Here is a 24,150-nt window from a genome sequence, read left to right on the forward strand (position 1 = left end):
TATGTATTATAAAAATATAGTTGTTGGTTGTGGTTTAGCAGGAGTAGTAATAGCAGAAAGAATAGCTAGTCAATTGAATGAACCAGTATTGATTTTGGACAGACGCTCACATATTGGAGGAAATATCTATGATTATAAAGATAGCATTTCAAAAATAAATGTTCATAAGTATGGTCCTCATGTATTTCATACAAATAATAAACTAGTTTGGGATTATTTGAGTCAATTTACTTCATGGCATTATTTCATGTATAGAGTTAAGGCTGTTATTGATGGTAATGAAGTTAATATTCCTTTTAATATAGATTCTATTCATAAAGTTTTTCCAAAATTTATCTCAGATAGATTAGAGAAAAAAGTAATAGAACATTTTGGTTTTAACAAAAAAATACCTATTTTAGAATTAAATGAAAGTGATGATGCTGATTTAAAATTTTTAGCCGAATTTATTTATGAAAAGGTGTTTCTTGGTTATACTATTAAACAGTGGGGAGTTAAGCCTGAAGATTTAGATAAATCAGTTAGTTCACGTGTACCAATTTATATAAGTAGGGATGGAAGATACTTTCAGGATAAATATCAAGCTATTCCTTCATATGGATATACTAAAATGATTGAAAACATGCTTAACAACTCATTAATTAGTGTAAAGTTGCATACTGATTTTTCTGAAATCCAAAAATTAATAAAGTATGAACGTCTTTTTTTTACGGGGCCAATAGATGAATTTTTTAATTATGAGTTTGGTGAATTACCCTATAGGAGTTTAGATTTAAGATTTGTTAATTATGATAAAGAATACTTTCAATCAGGTCCACAAATAAACTATCCAGAAAGCTATGACTTTACAAGAAGTGTTGAATATAAATATTTTTTAGATGAACGCTCTGAAAGTACCATAGTTTCATATGAATATTCAGAAGCCTATCAAAAAGGTGTTAATGAAAGATATTATCCTGTTCCAAATGCTAGGAATCATCAACTGTATAATAAATATCTTGAAAAAGCCAAACAATTGAAAAATATCTATTTTTTAGGACGTTTGGCCGACTATAAATATTATAATATGGACCAAGTTGTTGAAAGAGCATTAACATTATTCAATACTTTAGACGAAATTAATAGGTGAAAATAAATGTCAGGATTAAAAATATTAGTCTCTTATCATAAACCAAGTACACTATTAAAAAATGATGTTTTTATTCCTATACATTTGGGAAGATCTTTAGTAAGTAAAGTGTCTAAAGATGAAACAAATGATGAAGTTGATTATGAATGGTTATTATCAAATATGATTGGCGATGATACGGGAGATAATATATCAGAAAAAAATCGTGAACTCTGTGAGCTAACATCTATTTATTGGGCCTGGAAGAATTTTGATAAATTGAATAATCCTGATTATATAGGTTTCATGCATTATCGAAGACATTTATGCTTCAATTTAAAATGTGAAGAAAAAGCTAACGATGTTGGATTATTGTATTCTGATGTTATAAATGATGAATATATAGATAAATATGGATTAACTGAAGAAAATATCAATTCGTTAGTAAAAGAATATGATGTTATAGTCGGTGAAAAAGTTGATGTTACTAGAATGGGCATGAAAAATACTTATGATCATTATCGTAGAACTTCTCCCGATATATTACATATAAAAGATTATGATTTAGTTCTTGATATAGTGGAGCGTTTATATCCTGAATACAGTTATAGTATTAAAGAATATAATGCTTCACGTTTTGCTTATTTTGCAAATATTTTTATCCTTAAAAAAGAATTGTTCAATGAGTATGCAAAATGGCTTTTTTCAATTATTTTTGAAGCAGAAAAATTTATTAATACATCAAAATATAATATTCAAGAAATTAGAGCATTAGCTTATATATCTGAATGGTTATTTGGTATTTGGTATACTCATCTGATGCAAAATAATAATTATAAATCTTTGGAGCTAAAAAGAACATTTGTACATAATACCGATTACGATGTGAAACGTGAATTTCTTCGCCCTGCATTTAAAAAAAATAATATTGCGATCGTTTTATCTTGTGATAAAAACTATGTAAATTATTTAGGTGTAGCAATTACTTCTTTACTTGCTAATGCAAACAAAATGTATAATTATGATATTGTTATTCTTCAATCAAATATTAGTATTTGGCAACAAAAAGAAATTTTATCAATTGCTAATGAAGATAATCATTCTATACGTTTTATTGATATTGAAAATATTTTATCTGATAAACTTTTAGATAAGTTTTTTGTAATAGGACATTTTTCGAAGGCTGTTTATTATCGTTTTTTTATCCCTTACATTTTTCAAAATTATCAAAAAATTGTGTATATTGATACTGATTTAATTGTTAATCATGATATAAGTGAATTATATAACACGGATTTATCATCAAATTTTTTAATTGCAGCAGTCAAGGATGTCGAGATGATGCGATTAACTTTAAATCGTATAGATAATGGTTTTTGGTATGATTATGTAACCAATAAATTAGATATTAGAAATATTGAAAATTATTTTAATTCAGGCGTTCTTATTTTTAATATTCAACAAATGATTACAGAGAACTCTCTGGAAGCATTTCTTAATACACTAGATAGAATTGAAAATCCCGTTTTAGTTGATCAAGACATTTTAAATATTGTTTGTGAAAATAGAGTTAAATTCCTAGATTTAAAATGGAATGTTTTATATCAAATTCCTATATGGGATAAGAATTGGAAGAACAAATTACCTTGTTCAATATTAAACGAGTATATAGAGAGTCGACATAAACCTTATATCATTCATTATGCTGGTGCCGTTAAACCTTGGTTTCAACCGAATAATGATTTAGCTTCAGATTTTTGGTTTTATGCTAGAAAAACGATTTTTTATGAACGAATTATTTTTGATAACTTGAAAAAAAATTTACAAAATATGGATACTGATGTATCTGATAAAACTGTATTATCTAAAGAATTTAAAGATATTTTTAATTATAATAAAATTCGAGCTAAATATGTATATTATAAAATATTATCTAAAATATGCTGGGGAAAAAAACGTAAGAGATATAAAGAAAAAAGGAAAAAATTTAAAGAAAAAATTGCTTATGTTCGCCGTTTGATTAAAAATTTATAAAAAAAGTTTTAATAGCTATTTATTTTTAATTATTAGTATATATTTTTTAATACATAAATGTCCTGAATTTGAAAAAATTTATCATATTTTTAAAATATGAAGATATGAATTAAATCATATCTTCATGAATACAAATAGTATTTTTAATATGTATCTTGAGATTAATACTAGTTTTTATAAATTTTTCCAAAAAAATTAGAGTTAAAATTGCATTTGTTCTAATTATGCTTATTTAATTTGTTATGGAAAATTAGAGTATTATTTTATGAAGTTGATCTATAATTTATCTACTGTTCACTCTTATTCATTAATTTTTTCATATTTACTAATTTTAAATCATAGTTTAATTAGAAAAGTTCAATAATTTAATTAATACTAAATTTTTATAGTATAATCTAACTAATATTCTTTTTTAAATATTTAAAATATGCCCAAAAAATATAACTCTTTGACTGCCCTTATACAACTTTGGCCATTTGTAAAACCACACAAAAAAGCTTTATTTGTTGCGATAATAGGGCTTATATTGAATGCTATTACTGATTCTACCTTAATATCACTTACTAAACCTTTACTTGATAATGGTTTAATGAACAAGAATTACGCTATATTGATTTCAATAGCTATAGCCATTATTGGTTTAATTGCTTTACGTGGATTGTCTAATTATGCTTCAACGTATTGTCTTTCTTGGTTATCAGGAAAAGTTGTCACTAAATTTAGACAAATGATATTTAATCATCTTGTAAAGAGCTCTGTAAATTTTCATAATAAGCATACTGTAGGTGACCTTGTTTCTATTATTACTTATAACACACAAATGCTTTCTAAAGCATCTTCCGATGCATTGATTATTCTTGTCAGAGAGATAACTTATGCAATTGGTCTTTGTTTTGTAATGTTTTATGGAAGTTGGAAATTAGCATTAGTACTCATTATTCTTGTGCCATTAATTATTCTCGTCGCTCAAATCATTGCAAAAAAATTCAGAAAAACATTAATGTCAATGCAAAAAGGCATGGGAGAAATAACAACAGCTGCTGACGAAATGCTAAAAGGTCACAAAGATGTTTTAATATTTAATGCGCAGGAATATGAAAAATCTAATTTTAACAAGATCACTGATATTTTTCGACGCGATATGTTAAAAATTGAATTAGTTTCCAGATTATCAACGCCGATTATACAAATAATTGCAACATCAGGTTTAGGTTTTATATTGTACTTAGTTGCAAGTCAAAGTTTGGATATTACTCCGGGGTCATTCACTGTCGTTTTTTCTGCAATGATCGCCGTTATGCGACCTCTTCGTGAATTAACAAGTTTACACGTTGAGTTGCAAAAGGGTGCGGTAGCTTGTGAATCGCTATTTGGTCTTTTAGATACACCACTAGAAGAAGACAATGGAAAGGTCGAAGCGAAACAAATCAATGGAAATATTGAGTTTAAAGGTGTAACTTATCAATATCCTACATCAAGCGTACCAATTCTTGATGATATCAATTTATCAATAGAGGCGGGCCAAACTATTGCTTTAGTTGGTCGTTCTGGGGCAGGTAAATCAACTATGGCAAATTTAATTCCTAGATTTTATGATATAGATAAAGGTGAAATTCTTTTAGATAATATTAATATTAAAGATTATACGTTAAAATCATTACGTAAACAGATTGGTTATGTTTCTCAACGAGTATATTTATTTAATGGTACGATAGCTGATAATATTGCTTATGGTGAAAAAGGAAACTATAGCGAAGATGAAATTATCAAAGCAGCTAGACTTGCAAATGCAATGGAGTTTATTGATAAATTAAAACATGGGATCAATACTGAAATAGGTGATAATGGTGTATTATTGTCTGGTGGACAAAGACAGCGTATAGCTATAGCAAGAGTTTTATTACGTAACAATCCAATTTTAATTTTAGATGAAGCAACATCAGCGCTTGATAATGAATCAGAACGATTAGTGCAAGAAGCAATAGAAGTCTTACAAAAAAATAGAACTTCTATTATTATTGCTCATCGTTTATCAACGATTGAAAAATCAGATCGAATTTTAGTCATTGATAAAGGTCAAATTATTGAAGATGGAAATCATCAATCACTGATTGAGCAAGATGGTGTTTATGCTTTAATGCATAAAATGCAATTTAATTCATAGGATATTTAATAAAGAAAAATATGACGCAAAATAAACATAATGATCTTGTTAATATTGATCGAGATTCATCAACATGGCGAACTTTTCTAAAGTTATGGCCATATATTGCAAAACATAAATTTGTATTAATGATATCGATAATTTTACTCATTATTAGTGCTTTTGCAGATACCTATTTGATTGGTTTATTGCGACCATTACTTGACCTTGGGTTTTCAATGAATGACCAAGAGTTTTTGTATATGGCTCCAATTTATATATTAGTGTTAGTATTAGCAAGAGGTGTAGCAAATTATGGTTATTCGGTATTATTAGCATTAGTATCTGGAAAAATAGTGATGCGTATAAGACAAAGGCTTTTTGCTCATTTTGTTGATGCGCCTGTTAGTTTTTATGATAGCGCGTCAACAGGACGATTACTATCAAGAATAACTTATGATACAGATCAAGTTGCCGCGTCTTCTTCTGATGCTTTAATTACTATAATACGTGAATCAGCCTTTATTTGTGGTCTTTTTTATACAATGTTTTACAATAGTTGGCAATTATCATTATCGCTGATTGTTATTACTCCAGTTGTTATTAGTCTTATTACTTTTATTTCAGTTAAGTTTAGAAAATTAGCAAAAAATATGCAGAACTCTATGGGTAATGTGACTATGTCAATAGAACAAATGTTAAAAGGACATAGAGAAATTATCATTTTTGGAGCACAAGAAGAAGAAGAAAAAAACTTTGAAAAAGTAAGTAATAAATTTCGCCGAGATGGGATGCGTTTAGTCTCAATATCTGCACTTTCAACACCAATTATTCAATCAGTTATCTCATTAGCTATTGCTTTTGTATTATTGACTGCTAGTAATCCTGATTTAAATATTACTCCAGGTGAATTTACAGTTGTTTTTTCATCATTAGTGGCATTAATGCAACCAATTAAAAATTTGACTAGCGTTAATGCTAATTTTCAAAAGGGAATGGCAGCTTGCCAAACTCTATTTGCTATTTTAGAACAACCTGTAGCAGAGGATAAAGGCTCAATAAATATTGAAAGAGTTAATGGCAATATTGATTTTAATCATGTTTCATTTGGTTATCAAACACGACAAGATCTTGCTTTAAATGACATTAGTTTTACTGTTCCAGCTGGCAAAACCGTTGCTTTAGTCGGGCGTTCAGGATCCGGTAAAACAACAATTGCAAGTTTAATCACACGTTTTTATGATACTTCCCTTGGGAAAATTTCCATTGATGGACACGATATCCGTAGTTTTACGCTACATTGTTTACATAACCAAATTGGTCTGGTATCGCAGAATGTACATCTATTTAATGATACTATTGCTAATAATATAGCGTATGGAAAAGTTGGCGAATATACACAACAACAAATAGAAGAAGCAGCTAAAAAAGCATATGCATATGATTTTATTATGCAAAGTGAGCATGGTTTCGATACAAAAGTTGGGGAAAGTGGTATATTATTATCGGGTGGGCAAAGGCAACGAATTGCAATAGCACGTGCACTTTTGCGGAATTATCCAATTTTAATTTTAGATGAAGCTACTTCTGCATTAGATACGGAATCAGAGCATTTAATTCAAAAAGCATTACATGAATTACAAAAAGGACGCACATCAATTGTAATTGCGCATCGATTATCAACTATTGAAAATGCTGATGAAATATTAGTTATTGACTCTGGACAGATAGTAGAAAAAGGAACGCATCAGGAATTATTAAAAAAAGAAGGTCTTTATGCAAAATTATATCATGTAAATCAATTTTAGGTTTACTGATTACTTTTGAAAATTATATTATCAATGTCTTAGATTATAAAATTTTGTAAATTTAGCAATGCAGGATATCAGATGAGTTTTAAAAGGGTTGTTACGGATTTTGTTTGTCTATTTGTAAATGATAAAAAAAAGAAATATTTTCTCAAAAAAAAATATGGAAGCAACCCTTCTTATATGCTATGTAAAAAAAATGCAAAAGTTTACCAAAATATTTATATTCCTATATATAAACATAATGTTCATTTATGCTCTGATGAGCCAGAAATTTATAATAAAAAAGGTGAACGATTAAGAGTTATTTTTTTAAGAGATAACTATAAACCCAATGCTTCATCACAAACGAGTAATACGATTTATTGGGATAAGTATAATTTTGAATTACCTTTACATGTTTATACTCATGGACGAATGTTAGAGACAATGGGATCCCCTAGAGGTCGTTTTGGTGCACTAGTTGAAACTAAAGGCATTAAACCTGATAGTTATAATATATTTGAGAAATACAGAGGTTTAGAAAAAGATTTTGATCTGATTTTCACTTATGATGAAAAGTTATTAAATGAAATTCCAAATGCCAGATTTGTTCCATTTTGTGCAGATATTAAACTATTCTTAAGCGATTTTATGACATTACCAAATTTGGATGAAATTTTTCAGAAAAATCTTTTTTATGAAAAAAGTAAAGATATATCAATGTTATCATCAAACAAAAAGTTATGTGACCTACATCTCAAAAGAGTGTTAACAGCATTGAAACTAAAAAATAATCCCAAAGTGGATACATTTGGAACTTTTGATGGTGGTGGATTTGTTGACCCTTATGAAACATTGAAAGATTATCGTTATTCTATTGTTTTTGAAAATGAAATTTCTGCTTATTGTTTTACGGAAAAATTAACTAACTGTTTTGCTACACAAACTGTGCCTATTTATATTGGTGCCACTAAAATAGGGCAATTTTTTGATGAAGATGGGATTATTAGAATAAATGATAACCAAATTGATAATATTGAGTATATTATTAAACAGTGTTCGGAACAAGATTACTTATCTCGAAAAAATGCCATAATGAAGAATTTTATTGCTGTTCAAAAATTTGCAAATAATGAAGATTATATGTACAACACATATATTAAAGATTGCTTTTAAATCGTTTATTAATGCAGAATTCCAATTTAAAATATGACGGGTATTAATAAGTATAAACATGGAAATGATAAATGATGAATGTTAATGGTCTTGTTGAAGATAAAAAATCTATCATCGTCAATGGTAACATAAATATCAATCAAGAATGGCATATATTGCTATGTTTTGATGATCATTATGCATTACCAGCAGGTGTTAATATTTCATCTATTATTGCTAATAACCAAAACAAATTCCTGCATTTTCATTTATTCATGCAAGACATTTCTAAAGAAAATCAGGAAAAATTTGCTCAAGTTGTTTCAGAAAATGTTTCAATTACTCAATACTACATTAATAACCGTTTTAAAATTCATGCTAATAACACCAAATATTTTCCCATTTCTGCTTGTTTAAGAATCATTGCGCCATTAATATTGCCAGTTGAAATCAATAAGTTGCTTTACGTTGATAGTGATACACTTTGTTTAAATTCATTAGAAGAGCTATTTAATTATAATTTAGATGAAAAGATTATTGCTGCTGTACCTGATGTAGAAAGTACCCAAATTTCTCAGTGCGAAAAAATTCACTTAAAGTATGGAAGTTATTTCAACTCTGGAGTTATGTTATACAATATTGACAATTGGAATCGCGCTAATATTTCTGAAAAGGCGCTTGATTTATTAAATGAAGGAATTGCGTATAAATTTCCAGATCAGGATGTATTAAATCTATTATTAAAGAATAATATTTATTACCTACCCTATAAATATAATAGAATTACTTTATTAACTGTCGGTGGTTATCAAGATCATCAAAGAACTAACGATGAAACGGTCTTTATACATTATGTTTCTGGAAGTAAACCCTGGTTTAGGCTTTATTTAACACCTATTTACCAAAAATATATTGATATATCCCCTTGGTATAATTCTAAATTATTATTGGCAAATAATAATTCGCCTTCTACAACACGACGTTATGCAAAAATATTATGGAAGTATCATAAATATTTTCAGGCTTTTTTTTATTATTTTTTATATTTGAAACATAAATTGACAAAAAAATAATCTATACTGTTAGGATTGAATTTATTAAATTGATAATCAATTATTGAACATTTGTTTTTATCATAATATTCTAAATATCAATTTGAATGAATTAAACTAAATAAAATAATTAAGGTATATATGAACAATATTCCCCTTATTTCCGTAATTATTCCAGTATATAATACTAGGGAAGTTATCGAACGAACTCTAAAATCTATCGAAAATCAGACTTTCCAAAATTATCAAATAATTCTTATAGATGATGGTTCAACTGATGGAACGGGGCGATTTATCGATGAATATCAAAAAAAAAATAATAAAACAATGGTGTTTCATCAAACTAACAGTGGTGTATCTGCAAGTAGAAATAAAGGTATTGAAAAGGCTACAGGGGAATTTATTTGTTTTTTAGATAGTGATGATACTTATGCTCCTACTTTTTTTGAAAAAATGCTAATGCGTCAACAAGAAACCAATTCTAATATTGTTTATTGCGGTTTTTATCGCACTAGAAAAAATGAAAAGATCAAAGAAAACTGTGTATTTAATGAAGGGAATATCCTTAAAAGTTTTCTTGAAAAAAGTTTTCATATTTCGGGCATGTTATTTCGAAAAACTTTCTTGATTAAAAATAAAATTGTTTTTGATGCTAATCTTAATGTATGTGAAGACATTTTTTTTACTATCAAGGCAATTTCTTGTTCTGACGTAGTTGTGGTTAAAGAGCATTTATTTAATTATTTGTATCGCAGCCAATCAGTAACCAATTCCATTGCAACTATTGAATTATTTCGGAAGAATATTGAAACGTGGAGTCATATACAGTTTTTTTTGAATCAGAATTATAATAAACAAGATCATTTACAGGTAAAAAAAATCGTTCAGGCAATAGTGGTTAAATTGAAAGTAAGATTATTAATTGAATATCTGAAAAACTATGATTACAATCGAATACGAGATTATTTAAATAATGATTATAGTTTTACTGATTCTATAAAAATAGCTGATATAAATTTTTTGTCAAAAAGTGATCTCAAGAAATTGAGAATAGTTAAAAGTAATAATTTGATTAAATGGTTTTGGGGAAGCTTATACTATCGATATATCAGACCTGAATCAGGAAAATAGCTTATTAAATTAAAGCTTTTTTAATGGTATAAACGTTAGGGTAGGATATTAAAAAATGAAAGATAACATAATAAACATTGTTTTTTGTTCAGATAGTAATTATCTTGAGTATGTCGCTATAGCAATTAAATCAATTCAATTAAATAATTTTAAAAATAATTTTCAATTTCATATTTTTTTATATGATATTCAGGAAAGTGAATTGATAAAATTTAAAAAGCTTGATGCACCAATAAAACTTTATTTCATTGAGCAACAAGAATTGGGACAATATAAAAATGAGCATAAACTCAAACATATTAATCGTTCAATGTATATTCGAATTTTAGTTCCACGTTTATTAAAAAATGAAGTTGATAAATTCATCTATTTGGATGCGGATACTTTATGTTTTCGTGATATTTCCCCAATTAATCAGATTGATATAAACTCAGTTGTTTGTGCAGTTATTTCTGATTCTCCAGATCCAATTTCTATTAAAAAAAATATTCAGCGTTTAAAACTAAAAACAGATAATTATTTTAATTCAGGTTTTCTCTATATTAATACCAAAAATTGGGTTGACAGTGATGTAGAAAATAAAGTAAATGCAATTTTATTAAATCCACAATCGTATCATCTCATTTATCCAGATCAAGATGCACTAAACTTGGTTTTGCAGAATCAGGTAAAATATATAGATTTCAAATGGAATTATCTTTTTACTTGGATGAATGAGTCTGAAAAAGAACAATTTTTTTATCATAAAGAATCTATTCCTTACATTATACATTTTACTGGTGCTAGAAAGCCATGGTATATAGAGCATGCTGGTTTAGCGCAAAATTTATATATATTTTATAAACATTTCACACCATGGAGTAACGAGCCATTAAAAAGTTACTTTCCTAAAATGAGAATAAATGATTATCGGATTTATGCTAAAAATTTTTTCAAAAAAAGGAATTTATTAAAAGCATTACAATATTATAGTAAATATTTTTTATTAAAACTTAGAATAATAAAATTAAATAACTAAAGAATTTTAAACAAACAGGATTAGTTAGTTGTATGAATAAATATTTTTGGCAGATAAAACTTTTTAGGAAAAAAATAAAACTATATTTCGTCAATATGTTTTATAAAATTTTAATTTATTGCTTTCCTAGGAGGAATGAAGTATTTGAACCCTCTAAAATTAAAAACATTTTAATTGCTCGTAATGATAAAATTGGAGATATGGTAGTTACAACTGCTTTGATAAAAAATTTAGCAATAGCAGGCTATGAAGTTTATGTATCTTCTCAGTTAGGAAGTCTAGATATTGTAAAGCACAGCCCTTATGTGAAAGGAATTTACAGTTATAATGACTCTTCTATAAAAGAGCTATTTCAAACAATAAAAAAAATTAGAAAAAAGCATTTCGATTTAGTCATTGATTCACGACCTTATTATTCATTTGAAATAAAAAAAATAATTTTTTGTGCTTTTACAAAATCAACTCATTTAATGGGATTCAATAAAAGTAATGTTAAGACTTACAATATTTCAATCTCCTATTATGATCATCATGCCCATATAACTCAACAATTCAATTGTATCTATCCTTATTTAAATATTAAGAATTTTGTACTAGATTATGATCTAAATGTAACAGACAATAATGAAAAATATGTTACAAACTTTATCAACAAAAATAATATAACTAAATTTATAGTTGTTAATCCATTTGGTGGAGCAAGAAAACGAGAGTTATCTAAATGGCAAATGGAATATATTGTTTTATTATTAAAGCGAAGAAAACCGGATGATCAAATTATTTTTATAGGCGAATCAAGCAAATTAATCAGTATTGATGATAACTTAGGAATAAAATTTATATCCAATTCTATTCTAGATGTTATTTCACTGATCAAACGTGCCTCTTATGTTGTCACGGTGGATACCTCAATAGTTCATATTACTTCAGCGTTTCGTTTATCTTGTTTAACAATTTATTCAGAAACAATTTTACATGAAAACACTGATAATTTAAATTTAACAATGAGGAAAAAATGGAAAGAATATTATCGATTAGCATGTAATGAACTCGTCGATAAACCTTATTTAAAAAAACATAAATTATCCATTGAATTACCATGTTGCTATGATGAGTTATGGGCGCCTAATAATTTAAATGCCAAACAAATTGTTTTTTATAAATCTTTTCTTACAAAAGTTGATAAAAAAGAGTTTGCGAAAAATATTAAAGACTATCTAATTTAATAAGTTTGTTATAGTATTAAATTTAAATATTTTCAGTAAAGTACTATAATTTTTATTTGAAAAAATAGCTGTTAAATTGAATGTCGTCAAGTTTTATTCAGTTAATACCTTAAACAATATATCTATATTTTTACATTTAATGACTGTAATATAATGATAAAAATCTTATAATCATTATTTTTACTTATGTATTATTGTTTAGCTTTATTCATAGATTTTCAAAATCAAAAATATAGTATAATGCTTACTTAACACATTCAAAAAATTATTAATATTTGAATATTCAAAATCAGGTGCATATTAGTGATTGATGATTTTGCAGAGAACGGTTTGCTGGCGAAAGCTATTGATGGTTTTGTGGCAAGAGAACCACAACGAAATATGGCACGTAAGATTTCACAATCAATAAAAAATCAAACATCATTAGTTGTTGAGGCGGGAACAGGTACCGGAAAAACATTTGCTTATTTAGTCCCTGCGTTACGTAGTGATAAAAAAGTTATAATTTCAACAGGATCAAAAAACCTTCAAGAACAGTTATTTAGTAAAGACCTGCCTATTATCAAAAAAGCGTTAGACTATACCGGTAAAATTTCGTTATTAAAAGGACGAGCAAATTATCTTTGTTTAGAAAGATTATATCATCAGTATGCAGCAGCCGGTGACCTTGATAAAGGATTACGGGTTGATTTAGCTCGCGTTAAAAATTGGTCAATCAAGACTAAAGATGGTGATATTAGTAAATGTACGACGGTAACAGAAGACAATGCGATATGGCCTATATTAACCAGCACCAATGATAGTTGTTTAGGTAGTGATTGTGAACATTACAACGATTGTTATGTAGTTAAAGCTCGTAAAAGAGCCATGAATGCTGATGTGGTTGTTGTGAATCATCATCTATTTTTAGCCGATGTTGTTGTAAAAGATACCGGTTTTGGGGAACTCATACCTAAAGCGGAGGTAATGATTTTTGATGAGGCGCATCAATTACCTGATCTTGCCTGTCACTATTTTGGGCAACAACTAACCAGTCGACAGCTTTTTGACTTAGCAAAAGAGATTAGTCTTACCTATCGAACTGAAGTTAAAGATATGTCGCAGTTGCAGCAGTGTGCCGATAAATTGCAAAAATGCACGCAAGATCTCCGTCTTGTGATCAATCAACAAGCATCTAAAGGAAATCTACGGTTATTGTTCAATCAAGAACCAGTCAAAAAAGAGATAGCTTACCTTTTTGATACGTTGAATTTTTGTCATGAGGTTTTATTATTAGCGGTTGGGCGTTCATCAGCCTTAGATAATTGTTTTGATCGTGTTAATCAATATAAAACGTTGCTTGATAGACTAACAGAAACACATGTAACCGGCTTTAGTTACTGGTACGAGACCAGTTATAATCATTTTGTTTTTGCTTTAACGCCATTATCTGTCTCAGATAAATTTACGGAATTACTAACTGAACGCAAAGGAAGCTGGATATTTACATCAGCAACCTTGTCTGTGAATAATCAACTTGACTATTTTACTCAGCGTTTAGGATTAACGAATGCTGATTCGTTAATATTAGAAAGTCCGTTTGATTATTTGCATCAAACGATTATGTGTGTTCCTCGTTATATGCCTTCACCGAATGAACATGGTATTGCAGAAAAATTGGTAGAACTATTGTTACCAGTGATTGAAGCGAATAATGGGCGATGTTTTTTTCTGTGTACGTCGTACGCTATGATGAATGCGTTAGCCAAACAGTTTCGTGAACTAACTGCGTTACCGGTATTAGTTCAAGGTGAAACCAGTAAAGTCAAACTTTTAGAGCAATTTATTAATAGTGGCAATGCGTTATTGATTGCGACCAGTAGTTTCTGGGAAGGAATCGATGTTAGAGGAGATACACTTTCTTGTGTTATTATAGATAAATTACCTTTTACATCACCAGATGATCCCTTGATTAAAGCTCGCATGGAAGATTGCCAATTACAAGGCGGCGATGCTTTTAATGATGTGCAATTACCCGAAGCGGTTATCACTTTAAAGCAAGGGGTAGGGCGATTGATTCGTCATCATGATGATCGAGGGGCAATCATTATTTGTGATAATCGTTTAGTCATGAGACCTTATGGCGCAATATTTCTTAATAGCTTGCCACCATCACCACGAACACGTGATCTAGATAAGGTTATTGATTTTTTGCTAACTAAACACTAATTTGTAAAAACTGACAATATTGGAAAAAAAATGAGTACAATTTTAGCCATTGATACTTCAACTGAAGCGTGTTCAGTTGCACTATTATATCAAAATGAAATCACACATGATTTTCTTATTTCTGCTCGGGATCATACCAAGCAGATATTACCAATGGTGGATAACATATTAAAACAGTCCGATTGTCTATTATCACAAGTTGATGCTATCGCTTTTGGACAAGGCCCTGGTAGTTTTACGGGGGTAAGAATAGGTATTGGCGTTGCTCAAGGATTAGCGTTAGGCATTGACAGACCGATGATCGGTGTTTCGACATTGATGACGTTAGCCCAAGGCGCTTTACGTTTGAATCAAGCCAAAAACGTGATTGCCGCAATCGATGCCAGAATGAACGAAGTTTATTTAGGACAGTATCAATATGTTAATGACCAATGGCAAGCCATGATTGATGAATGCGTCATAGCCCCTGAAAAAGTCGCTGATAGAATTAATCGAAAATGTACAGATGATTATTATAGCGCTGGTACCGGTTGGCAAACCTATCAGGATATGTTAACGGGTATAAAAAGAAGTGAGTTATTATTACCTTATGCACAAGACCTGATTGTTATTGCTAATCAAAAATGGCAAAGGCAAGAGTTTATTAATGTTGAAGATGTTGAGCCTACTTATTTGCGTAACGAAGTTACATGGAAAAAGTTGCCTGGACGTTAAAAAAATGCCACTTCAAACAGTGGCATAGAGTTAATAACCATCAAGGAAAGATATTTAGACGACTACTCTTTAAATAATCCTAAGTGTGCTTTAGCATAAGCTTCAAAATCAGTACAACCGCCGATTGGTTTTTCATCAATAAAGATTTGAGGTACTGTTTCCACAGGCTTGCCAACACTTTTGGATAAATCTTCTTTGGTGATACCTTCTTCATTGATATCGACATAACGATAAGAAAAATCATCACGTTCTTGAGAAAGTTTTTCAGCTAATTCTTTTGCACGGACACAATAAGGACAGCCTGAACGTCCAAAAATTACAGTAAACATTGGTCACCTCGGTTTATATGTTATTTAATAATGGTTACTATACTTAACTTTTCTAGAAAAAAAAGCACTAAATCATATTTAATTTTATAGATTAAACCTATTAATTAATCATTATTGCATGTTAATATTAAAGAATATGTTGGATTTTTTATTAATTATCCGCAGTTTATAAAGATAATTATTGTTTTTGTTGTGATATGTGTGTTTTTATTAATAAATTTGTTTAAATATTTGGTGATTAATAATTATGTTTTAGCAATCCCATTGAAGTGTATAATTTAAATCATTTTATATGTTGGCAGTAAATATTTTATTATGTTTTTTATTAAAAATGTGGTTATAATTTAAGTAGTATTAATGATTAAGAGTTGATATGTTAAAAAAACTATTATTTTTATTTTTGTTTAATTCATTTGCTGTTTTTGCTGCTAACCCAGAATGTGCAGTTAAACCAAGTTATGATATTGTAATAAGCAAACAGAATGTACATATTTTTAACAATAAAAATGATTTAGTTATTTTACCTACAGGAAAGATAATTTTTAATCATGAGACTGTTTTACCTTCCTCCCAGTTAAAGAAAAATATACTAAAATTTCAGCGTGATTTACGTCAACAACTCCCACAATTAGAGTTACAAGCATTGAATTTATTAGATGAAGTGAATAAAACATTTGATAAAGCGATTACATTAAAATTAGATAATGATGATGATTTACATGGTCAGCTAAAAAAGTTATATAAACGATTGGTTAAATTGCTGCAACAATCAATCATAACCCAAAATGATGAAACACAATTTAATTATAAAAATTTTAATAATTTAAAAAAAGATGGTGAAGATATTGGACAACGTATTTTTTATAATATTGTTGGTAATAGTATTCTTCATTTCAATCTTTTCAAAAATTATGGGGCAATTAAAAAGATATCGAAAGATGAATGGAAAACTCAAAAGCCAAAACTGAAAGCTTTTGATAGTAAAATTTGTACGGTAATTACACATATCGATGAACAATATCAAAAGATATTATCTGAACTTCGTCAATCAATCGATAAGTGAATAGACTTTAATTAAAACTTTTGCGAGAATAATGTAATTAGTGTTCAAAATAACAAGTATAGAAACTCATGACAGCACAAATAATCGATGGTAAAGCGTTAGCACAAAAGATACGAAGTGAAATTGCCAAGAAAGTCAAAATTCGGGTTGAAAATGGGTTATCAATTCCTGGACTTGCCGTTATTCAAGTTGGTTCAGATCCTGCATCTAAAATCTACGTGAAAAACAAGCAAAAGGCGTGTGATGATGTTGGTTTTGCTTCATTTTCTTATGATTTTCCTACATCTACGACTGATGAATTATTAGTATTAATTGATGAGTTAAATCAGCGAACTGATGTGCATGGTATATTGGTGCAACTTCCTCTCCCTGAAAATATTGATAAAACTAAAGTGCTTGAACGAATCAATCCGCATAAAGATGTCGATGGTTTCCATCCGTACAATATTGGTCATTTGTTACAGCGTGATCCTATTTTACGCCCATGTACTCCCTATGGTGTGGTTAAAATGCTTGAGTCGACCGGAATCAATTTATCTGGATTAAATGCCACGGTTGTTGGTGCTTCAAGTATTGTTGGTCGCCCAATGGCACTAGAACTGCTTTTATTAGGTTGTACAACAACGATCACACACAGCAGAACGGTTGATTTAGCAAAGCATGTTAGTGAAGCTGATATTGTAATAGCAGGAGTAGGGATTGCCAATTATGTGAAAGGTGAATGGATTAAGCCAGGAGCGATAGTTATTGATGTTGGTATCAACCGTTTACCTGATGGTAAGCTTGTTGGTGATGTGGAGTTTGATACTGCGGTTGAAGTTGCAGGTTGGATAACACCTGTGCCAGGAGGCGTTGGACCAATGACAGTTGCTATGTTAATGAGTAACACTTTAGAAGCATGTGAAAAGTTTAGTCAATGAATGAACTGAACGATCACTATTTGATATTTGGATTAGTAGATTTAACTTTAAATAAAAATGAAAATAAGGAACACTTATGATCGTATTTCACACTACATATGGTGATATAAAAATTAATACTTTTGATGACAAAGCTCCAGAAACGGTTAAAAACTTTGTCGAGTATTGTAAAGAAGGATTTTATAATAATACTATTTTTCACCGTGTCATTGATAATTTTATGATTCAAGGTGGTGGTTTTGAACCCGGTATGAAACAAAAAAAGACTAAAGAACCGATTCAAAACGAAGCGGCAAATGGGCTAAAAAATAATCGTGGTACATTGGCAATGGCACGAACCTCAGATCCGCATTCAGCCACAGCACAATTTTTTATTAATGTTGTAGATAATGATTATTTAAACTTCCGTTCAGCGGATGTTAATGGTTATGGTTATTGTGTATTTGCTGAAGTTGTTGATGGACTTGATGTCGTTGATAAGATCAAAGCGGTTAAAACGGGGCGTAATGGTATGCATTCAGATGTTCCCGTTGAAGATGTGATTATTTCGAGTGTCACTTTTGAATAATCCTGTTCGTTATTTTATTGCTGATATTCATTTATCAGATATCGAGCCTGTAGCTGATACCTTTGATATTACTGCAGGCTTTTTCTCCTTCCTTGACTCATTACCCGAATATAGTGAACTTTATATTTTAGGTGATTTATTTGATTATTGGGTGGGTGATGATGTTAATTCTAAATTGCATAATCAAGTTGCAAATGCACTAAAATTACTCTCTCAACGTCACATAAAAAAATATTTTGTTCATGGTAATCGTGATTTTTTATTAGGTAAAAGATTTGCTAAAACTTGTGATATGATCTTATTACCAGATATAAATTGCTTACCAAATCAAAACGGAAAAATTCTATTTTTACATGGTGATTTGCTCTGTACAGATGATCTTCAATATCAAAAGTTTCGCAAAGTTATGCATAACCGATGGTTGCAAAAACTTTTCTTAATGATGCCATTATTCATACGTTTGAAAATTGCTGCAAAACTAAGGCAACAAAGTCGTGAACGAAATCAAATTAAATCAGCGTATATTATGGATGTTAATCAGCAAACTGTTGACAGTATGATGAAACATTATCATGCAGATATTATGGTGCATGGTCATACACATAAACCTGCTGTTCATGATTTTTTAGTGGACAATAAACCTGTAAAAAGGCTCGTACTAGGTGCATGGCATGATGGTATTTCGTATATTAAACAAGAAAAAGATAGTGCTCAATTAAATCTTTATAACCACTCTTGTAAATAAGCGCTTTGCAAAATAGAATCGGTTTTTCCATAATCTAATAATTTTCCTTGTTCTAAAATGACCACATCGTGAGCGATACGTTTAACTTCGTTTATGTTATGAGTGACATAAATTATTGGAATGTTAAGTTCATTAACCAATTTTTCGATGTAGCTTAACATCTCTTTTTTACGCGGCATATCCAATGCTGATAAAGGTTCATCCATTAATAATAGTTTAGGATAGGTTAAGAGCGCTCGACCAATAGCGACTCGTTGTTTTTCACCGCCTGACAACATGGCTGGATAGCGTGATAATAAGGGTCGAATATTGAGTACATCGACGATTTCATCAAATCGTGACGTAGTGAATTTTTTGGCACCATAGGTTAAATTTTTTATGACTCGATAGTGGGGAAAGAGCAAAGGATCTTGAAATACGGTGCCAATATCTCTTTTTTCAGGCAAAACAAAAATTTTTTGTTCTTCATCATATAAGCTTGTGCCATTAAGTTGGATAAAGCCATGGTCAGGTTTAATTAAACCATTAATTAAATTAATCAGTGTCGATTTACCCGCACCCGATACCCCTAATATGGCAGTCACACCTTGACAAGGAACCTGAAGTTTGAATTCAAATAAAAAACGGGAAAGTTGTTTTTTTACATCAAGATTTAACATAATTTATTAGCCTGCTATCTTCTTTTTATGCCAGCGGTTTAACATTTCAGATAAGAATAACGCCACTAACGATAAGATAATGGAGATAATGCAAAGTCGAAAAGCGGCGAATTCACCATTTGGTATTTGCAATAAAGTATACATGGCTAAAGGCAAAGTACGGGTTTCACCCTGTATATTTGAAACAAAGGTAATCGTTGCACCAAATTCACCTAAACAGCGAGCAAAACCAAGAATTATGCCCATTAAAATACCGGGAAAGGCTAATGGCAATGTTATGGTTATAAACACTCGTAACGGTTTTGCACCTAACGTGCGAGCGACTTGTTCAAGGCGGTAATCAATCGATTCTATCGCCAAGCGAATTGAACGTACCATTAAGGGAAAAGCAACAACGGCTGAAGCTAACGCGGCACCTTGCCAATTAAAACTAAAACTAATATCTAAATAACGATAAAGCCATTTACCGATTATTCCCTGTTTGCCCATGGTCAACAGTAACAAATATCCCAACACTACAGGTGGCAAAACTAAGGGAAGATGAACAAAACTATCCAAACAAGATTTTCCCCAAAATTGGCATCGAGCCAAAATCCATGCGGTGAAAATACCGATGGGTAAACTGCAAGCAATGGCTACGCCTGCAATTTTTAAACTTAGCAACAAGGTTTGCCATTCAAAGTCTGTCAGTAGCATAGTGATAATGTATTATTGCGTGATAAATCCATATTTTTCAAAAATTATTTTAGCATTGGGTGATTGCAAATATTGATAGAAATCTTGTGCTTCAGGTTTCAATAAAGCGATAGGGTACTCAATCGAGGTAAATGTATTGGCAGGAAACGTCCCTACTATTTTCACTTTATTACTTACTTTAGCATCTGTGCTGTAGACAATCCCAAGTACGGCTTCGTTTCGTTCAACTAACATTAAAGCATCACGAACATTACTTGCCGGTGTAAACTGAGGGGCTAATTGATCATATACCCCTAAATTTGTTAATGACTCTTTAGCATAAAGTCCTGCTGGCACATGATCGGGATCACCAATAGCCAGTTTTTCATTTTTAGGCAAAATAGCATTCCAATTCGTTGTAGAATTAATCTCAACTTTATCAATCGAGGACTGTTTTGGTGCAATAAGTACCAAAGCATTTTTGAGTAAGTTATCTTTATGGTTAACAAGATGATGATCAATCAAGTAAGTCATCCATTTTTGATCGGCAGACATAAAAATATCAGCCGGTGCACCTTGTTCAATCTGTTTGGCTAACACCGATGATGAGGCAAATGAAAACACAATTTCAACATTTCTATAATCGGTTTGATATTCATTTGCAATATCTTGCATAACGTTCGTCAGTGAAGCCGCGGCAAAAACAGTTATCTTCTCAATGGCTGAAACTGAAACGCTAAATAGGGTTGTTGCTGTTAACAATGTTACGGCTAACAATGTTTTTATGTATTTGTTCATCCTCTTCCTCGCTCGATATAGGCTGTTTTAATTCTACCTATCATATTGGTTTAACTAAACTTGTCATAACAGATAGCTAATCGTTATATAAAATATTATATAGCGATGCTATCAAAATTCGTTAATAAAGTACAATTAAACTTTTTGATATTTAGGATTGATACGACAATCGAAAGCGTGTTTAACGGTATAGGGAAATTGCTAAGTCATTTTATTGCTAATCAATCAATTAGTAAGATCGATTCATTTTTTGGTGGATGGCTAAAAAGCGTTTACAATAATAGAAATCTTTTGGTGAATGGTCGCTTTGAAATAAGCGTAATAATGGCTGAAATCATGTTTTCTCCTGAAATTTTACTGACATTAAATCTGAATCAACACCGGTTTGTCGATCCTCGTCGAATAGCCTTACTTAAAGCGATTGAGCAAACAGGCTCATTAAGTCAGGCTGCAAAACAAGTCGGCATGAGTTACAAAACTGCATGGGATGCTATTAATGAAATGAATGCGTTAGCCCCGACTCCTTTTTTTATTACCTCAATCGGTGGTAAGAAGGGCGGTGGAACAAAGCTTAGTCCTTATGCAGTAAGATTTATTCAGCTTTATGAGTTGCTAACGCAATTACAGCAAAATGCTTTTAATATATTGAGTGATGATAAAGTTCCACTCGATGATATTTTAAAAACGACAGCAAAGTTATCTTTGCAGACCAGTGCACGTAATCAATTATATGGAAGTGTTAAGCAATTAGAGATTAATGAGGTCGCTGGGTATGTCACCGTTCTATTAAGCGATAATCAAACTGAATTGAAAGTTAACATGACTCAATCAAGCGTGCAACGATTAAAATTGAGTCTAAATAAAACTGTAATGTTACTCATTAAAGCCCCTTCAATTGAATTTAATCATCTCAATGAAAACTGTTTATCGGCAAAAGTGGTACAAATTAAAAGCGATGAATATTGGAGTGAAATTCAATTATTATTGCCTTCAGGGCTTGCCATTTATGCAACCAAATTAACCCAAGAAATAGAAAAATTGGCAATAGCCCAAGACAAGCAAATTATGCTGTCTATTGATCCACAGCAGATTATTGTCGCCACCTTAATATAATATTGAATAAATGGAGGTATCCATGTTACGAATCGAAAATGCGATTTATAAGATTAGTGATTATCGTGTATTTAATATTGAATCTTTGACGCTAAACTCAGGCAGTAGTTTAGCGTGTATTGGTCGTAACGGCAGCGGTAAATCGGTTTTTGTGAAAGCTATCGCTGGAGAGTTACCCCTATTATCTGGTATAATTGTTAACCAATTTAAATCCATTGCCCATATTTCGTTTGAGCAACTGCAAAAATTGATTGATGACGAATGGAAGCGAAACAATACTGATATGTTAAGTGAAGGTGAGCACGATACAGGATTAACGACTTCGCAAATTATTCAACAAGCCCATGCAAATCAATCTTTGTGTCAGCAATTAGCGCAACAATTTGGTATTCGCGAACTTTTAAGCCGACGATTTAAATATCTGTCAACCGGTGAAACCCGCAAAGCATTGATTTGTCGAACGTTAATGGTAAAACCTGATTTACTGATTTTAGATGAACCCTTTGACGGATTAGATGTGCAATCACGTGAAAACTTATCTCAAATCCTTGAGGGGTTGGTTAAACAAGGAATCACTATCATATTGGTTTTAAATCGATTTAATGATATTCCCCGATTTATTGAAAATATTGGGCTATTAGCAGATTGTCAACTCTTGAAAATGGGTGAAAAAGATACAATATTAAAGGATGAAACAATCCAGCAGCTGGTTAATTTGGAAAATCTACCTGAAATATCATTACCTGAAGCAGATGAATCACCTATTGAACTTGCCGATCACTTAGATCGTATCATTTTAAATAACGGATATGTTTATTATGACGATAAAGCGGTGATTAATGGATTAACTTGGCAGGTTAAAGCGAATCAAAATTGGCAAATTATCGGGCCTAATGGTGCAGGTAAATCGACATTATTAAGTTTAATCACAGGCGATCATCCTCAAGGTTACAGTAATGATTTGACACTTTTTGGGCGTAAACGTGGTTCTGGTGAAACCATTTGGGATATAAAACGTCATATAGGCTATGTTAGTAGTAGCTTCCATTTAGACTATCGAGTGAGTACCAGCGTTAAAAATGTTCTTTTGTCCGGTTATTTTGATTCTGTTGGGGTTTATCGAACAGCGAGTGATAAACAAAATAAGCTAGCGGATAAATGGCTACAACTACTTGGTTTACATTCTCAGGCTAATAAACCGTTTCAATCGCTTTCTTGGGGGCAACAGCGCTTAGTTTTGATTGCCAGAGCGTTGGTGAAACATCCTACATTATTAATATTGGATGAACCCTTACAAGGATTAGATTATTTGAATCGGGAATTAGTCAAACGTTGGATAGATTGCTTAATTGTTGATGGGCGTACACAATTGTTATTTGTGTCTCATCATGCTGAAGATGCACCTAAATGCATCACTCATCGATTAACTTTTGTGCCTACAACTGATGTTAACTATCAATATAAGGTTGAAGAGATTCATTAGTTTGTTAGTTTTTTACTATTAAAAATAGTTTAAAAATAGAAAAAAACAATTAAATAAAGGCGATTAAATCCCTAAATTTTTTGTTGAAATTTGAAAAAATTTTAAAAAGACTATACTTATGGAGTTATCCCCCAACCCTGTGGATAACTCTGTGAATAGTTTATTCAAAACAGTAAAAAACTCAGTTTCTATAAGGTTTTGTATTGAACTGTTTAGAT

Annotated in this window: 21 protein-coding genes; 17 read left to right on the forward strand and 4 right to left on the reverse strand. The window is 30.5% G+C overall.

What is annotated here, in order from left to right; all coding sequences use genetic code 11:
- Position 1 precedes the first annotated feature (1 nt).
- From glf to tsaB, 11 genes are all read left to right on the forward strand, one after another.
- On the forward strand, positions 2–1,129 hold the full coding sequence (gene glf / locus ACKJXD_RS03810) for a UDP-galactopyranose mutase (RefSeq protein ID WP_430875579.1): 1,128 nt from the start codon (positions 2–4) through the stop codon (positions 1,127–1,129).
- A 6-nt stretch (positions 1,130–1,135) separates the two neighbouring features.
- Positions 1,136–3,142: a DUF4422 domain-containing protein gene (locus tag ACKJXD_RS03815; protein ID WP_430875580.1), complete on the forward strand. Its 2,007-nt coding sequence runs from the start codon at positions 1,136–1,138 to the stop codon at positions 3,140–3,142.
- 427 nt (positions 3,143–3,569) lie between these two features.
- The gene (msbA, locus tag ACKJXD_RS03820; RefSeq protein WP_430875581.1) at positions 3,570–5,306 is read left to right on the forward strand and encodes a lipid A export permease/ATP-binding protein MsbA; all 1,737 of its coding nucleotides are present in this window, start codon (positions 3,570–3,572) and stop codon (positions 5,304–5,306) included.
- A 20-nt stretch (positions 5,307–5,326) separates the two neighbouring features.
- Complete coding sequence (gene msbA / locus ACKJXD_RS03825; RefSeq protein WP_430875582.1) at positions 5,327–7,093, forward strand: lipid A export permease/ATP-binding protein MsbA; 1,767 nt, start codon at positions 5,327–5,329, stop codon at positions 7,091–7,093.
- 81 nt (positions 7,094–7,174) lie between these two features.
- Positions 7,175–8,251, forward strand: coding sequence for a glycosyltransferase family 10 domain-containing protein (locus ACKJXD_RS03830; RefSeq protein WP_430875583.1), 1,077 nt, complete (start codon positions 7,175–7,177; stop codon positions 8,249–8,251).
- Positions 8,252–8,322: 71 nt separating this feature from the next.
- Positions 8,323–9,303 carry a glycosyltransferase family 8 protein gene (locus ACKJXD_RS03835; RefSeq protein ID WP_430875584.1) on the forward strand — a complete coding sequence of 327 codons (981 nt, stop codon included), beginning with the start codon at positions 8,323–8,325 and terminating at the stop codon, positions 9,301–9,303.
- A 120-nt stretch (positions 9,304–9,423) separates the two neighbouring features.
- Complete coding sequence (locus ACKJXD_RS03840; RefSeq protein WP_430875585.1) at positions 9,424–10,413, forward strand: glycosyltransferase family 2 protein; 990 nt, start codon at positions 9,424–9,426, stop codon at positions 10,411–10,413.
- A gap of 55 nt (positions 10,414–10,468) precedes the next feature.
- Positions 10,469–11,431: a glycosyltransferase family 8 protein gene (locus tag ACKJXD_RS03845; RefSeq protein WP_430875586.1), complete on the forward strand. Its 963-nt coding sequence runs from the start codon at positions 10,469–10,471 to the stop codon at positions 11,429–11,431.
- 32 nt (positions 11,432–11,463) lie between these two features.
- Complete coding sequence (locus ACKJXD_RS03850) at positions 11,464–12,657, forward strand: glycosyltransferase family 9 protein (RefSeq protein ID WP_430875587.1); 1,194 nt, start codon at positions 11,464–11,466, stop codon at positions 12,655–12,657.
- A gap of 303 nt (positions 12,658–12,960) precedes the next feature.
- Entirely contained in the window at positions 12,961–14,865 is a 1,905-nt protein-coding gene (locus ACKJXD_RS03855; RefSeq protein WP_430875588.1) for an ATP-dependent DNA helicase, read from the forward strand.
- A gap of 30 nt (positions 14,866–14,895) precedes the next feature.
- Positions 14,896–15,579 (forward strand): tRNA (adenosine(37)-N6)-threonylcarbamoyltransferase complex dimerization subunit type 1 TsaB, encoded by a 684-nt coding sequence (gene tsaB, locus ACKJXD_RS03860; RefSeq protein WP_430875589.1) that lies wholly within the window; start codon positions 14,896–14,898, stop codon positions 15,577–15,579.
- Between the two features lie 62 nt (positions 15,580–15,641).
- Here the strand turns inward: tsaB and ACKJXD_RS03865 are convergent, their stop codons facing one another.
- On the reverse strand, positions 15,642–15,908 hold the full coding sequence (locus ACKJXD_RS03865) for a GrxA family glutaredoxin (RefSeq protein WP_220216757.1): 267 nt from the start codon (positions 15,906–15,908) through the stop codon (positions 15,642–15,644).
- Between the two features lie 373 nt (positions 15,909–16,281).
- Between ACKJXD_RS03865 and ACKJXD_RS03870 the strand changes: the two genes are divergently transcribed.
- From ACKJXD_RS03870 to ACKJXD_RS03885, 4 genes are all read left to right on the forward strand, one after another.
- On the forward strand, positions 16,282–16,971 hold the full coding sequence (locus ACKJXD_RS03870; protein WP_220216758.1) for a hypothetical protein: 690 nt from the start codon (positions 16,282–16,284) through the stop codon (positions 16,969–16,971).
- Positions 16,972–17,039: 68 nt separating this feature from the next.
- Positions 17,040–17,891, forward strand: coding sequence for a bifunctional methylenetetrahydrofolate dehydrogenase/methenyltetrahydrofolate cyclohydrolase FolD (gene folD, locus ACKJXD_RS03875; protein WP_430875590.1), 852 nt, complete (start codon positions 17,040–17,042; stop codon positions 17,889–17,891).
- Between the two features lie 76 nt (positions 17,892–17,967).
- Positions 17,968–18,459 carry a peptidylprolyl isomerase B gene (gene ppiB, locus ACKJXD_RS03880; RefSeq protein WP_220216760.1) on the forward strand — a complete coding sequence of 164 codons (492 nt, stop codon included), beginning with the start codon at positions 17,968–17,970 and terminating at the stop codon, positions 18,457–18,459.
- On the forward strand, positions 18,443–19,204 hold the full coding sequence (locus tag ACKJXD_RS03885) for a UDP-2,3-diacylglucosamine diphosphatase (RefSeq protein ID WP_430875591.1): 762 nt from the start codon (positions 18,443–18,445) through the stop codon (positions 19,202–19,204). The genes ppiB and ACKJXD_RS03885 overlap by 17 nt, the downstream gene beginning before the upstream one ends.
- Here the strand turns inward: ACKJXD_RS03885 and modC are convergent.
- Genes modC through modA form a run of 3 tightly spaced genes read right to left on the reverse strand, consistent with a single transcriptional unit; the run spans position 19,183 to position 21,336 of the window.
- A complete protein-coding gene (gene modC / locus ACKJXD_RS03890) occupies positions 19,183–19,863 on the reverse strand; it encodes a molybdenum ABC transporter ATP-binding protein (RefSeq protein ID WP_430875592.1) in 681 nt (226 codons plus the stop codon). The two genes, ACKJXD_RS03885 and modC, sit on opposite strands and share 22 nt — an antisense overlap.
- 6 nt (positions 19,864–19,869) lie before the next feature.
- The gene (gene modB, locus ACKJXD_RS03895; protein ID WP_220216763.1) at positions 19,870–20,559 is read right to left on the reverse strand and encodes a molybdate ABC transporter permease subunit; all 690 of its coding nucleotides are present in this window, start codon (positions 20,557–20,559) and stop codon (positions 19,870–19,872) included.
- A 12-nt stretch (positions 20,560–20,571) separates the two neighbouring features.
- Positions 20,572–21,336 carry a molybdate ABC transporter substrate-binding protein gene (gene modA / locus ACKJXD_RS03900; RefSeq protein ID WP_430875593.1) on the reverse strand — a complete coding sequence of 255 codons (765 nt, stop codon included), beginning with the start codon at positions 21,334–21,336 and terminating at the stop codon, positions 20,572–20,574.
- A gap of 105 nt (positions 21,337–21,441) precedes the next feature.
- On the opposite strand from modA, the gene ACKJXD_RS03905 reads away from it, so the two are divergent.
- Positions 21,442–22,449, forward strand: a complete 1,008-nt coding sequence (locus ACKJXD_RS03905; protein WP_430875594.1) for a TOBE domain-containing protein — start codon at positions 21,442–21,444, stop codon at positions 22,447–22,449.
- 10 nt (positions 22,450–22,459) lie between these two features.
- The gene (gene modF / locus ACKJXD_RS03910) at positions 22,460–23,932 is read left to right on the forward strand and encodes a molybdate ABC transporter ATP-binding protein ModF (RefSeq protein ID WP_430875595.1); all 1,473 of its coding nucleotides are present in this window, start codon (positions 22,460–22,462) and stop codon (positions 23,930–23,932) included.
- Positions 23,933–24,150: the final 218 nt, after the last annotated feature.

Origin of the sequence: Gilliamella sp. G0441 (assembly GCF_050589305.1) — a bacterium.
Classification (GTDB): Bacteria; Pseudomonadota; Gammaproteobacteria; order Enterobacterales; family Orbaceae; genus Gilliamella.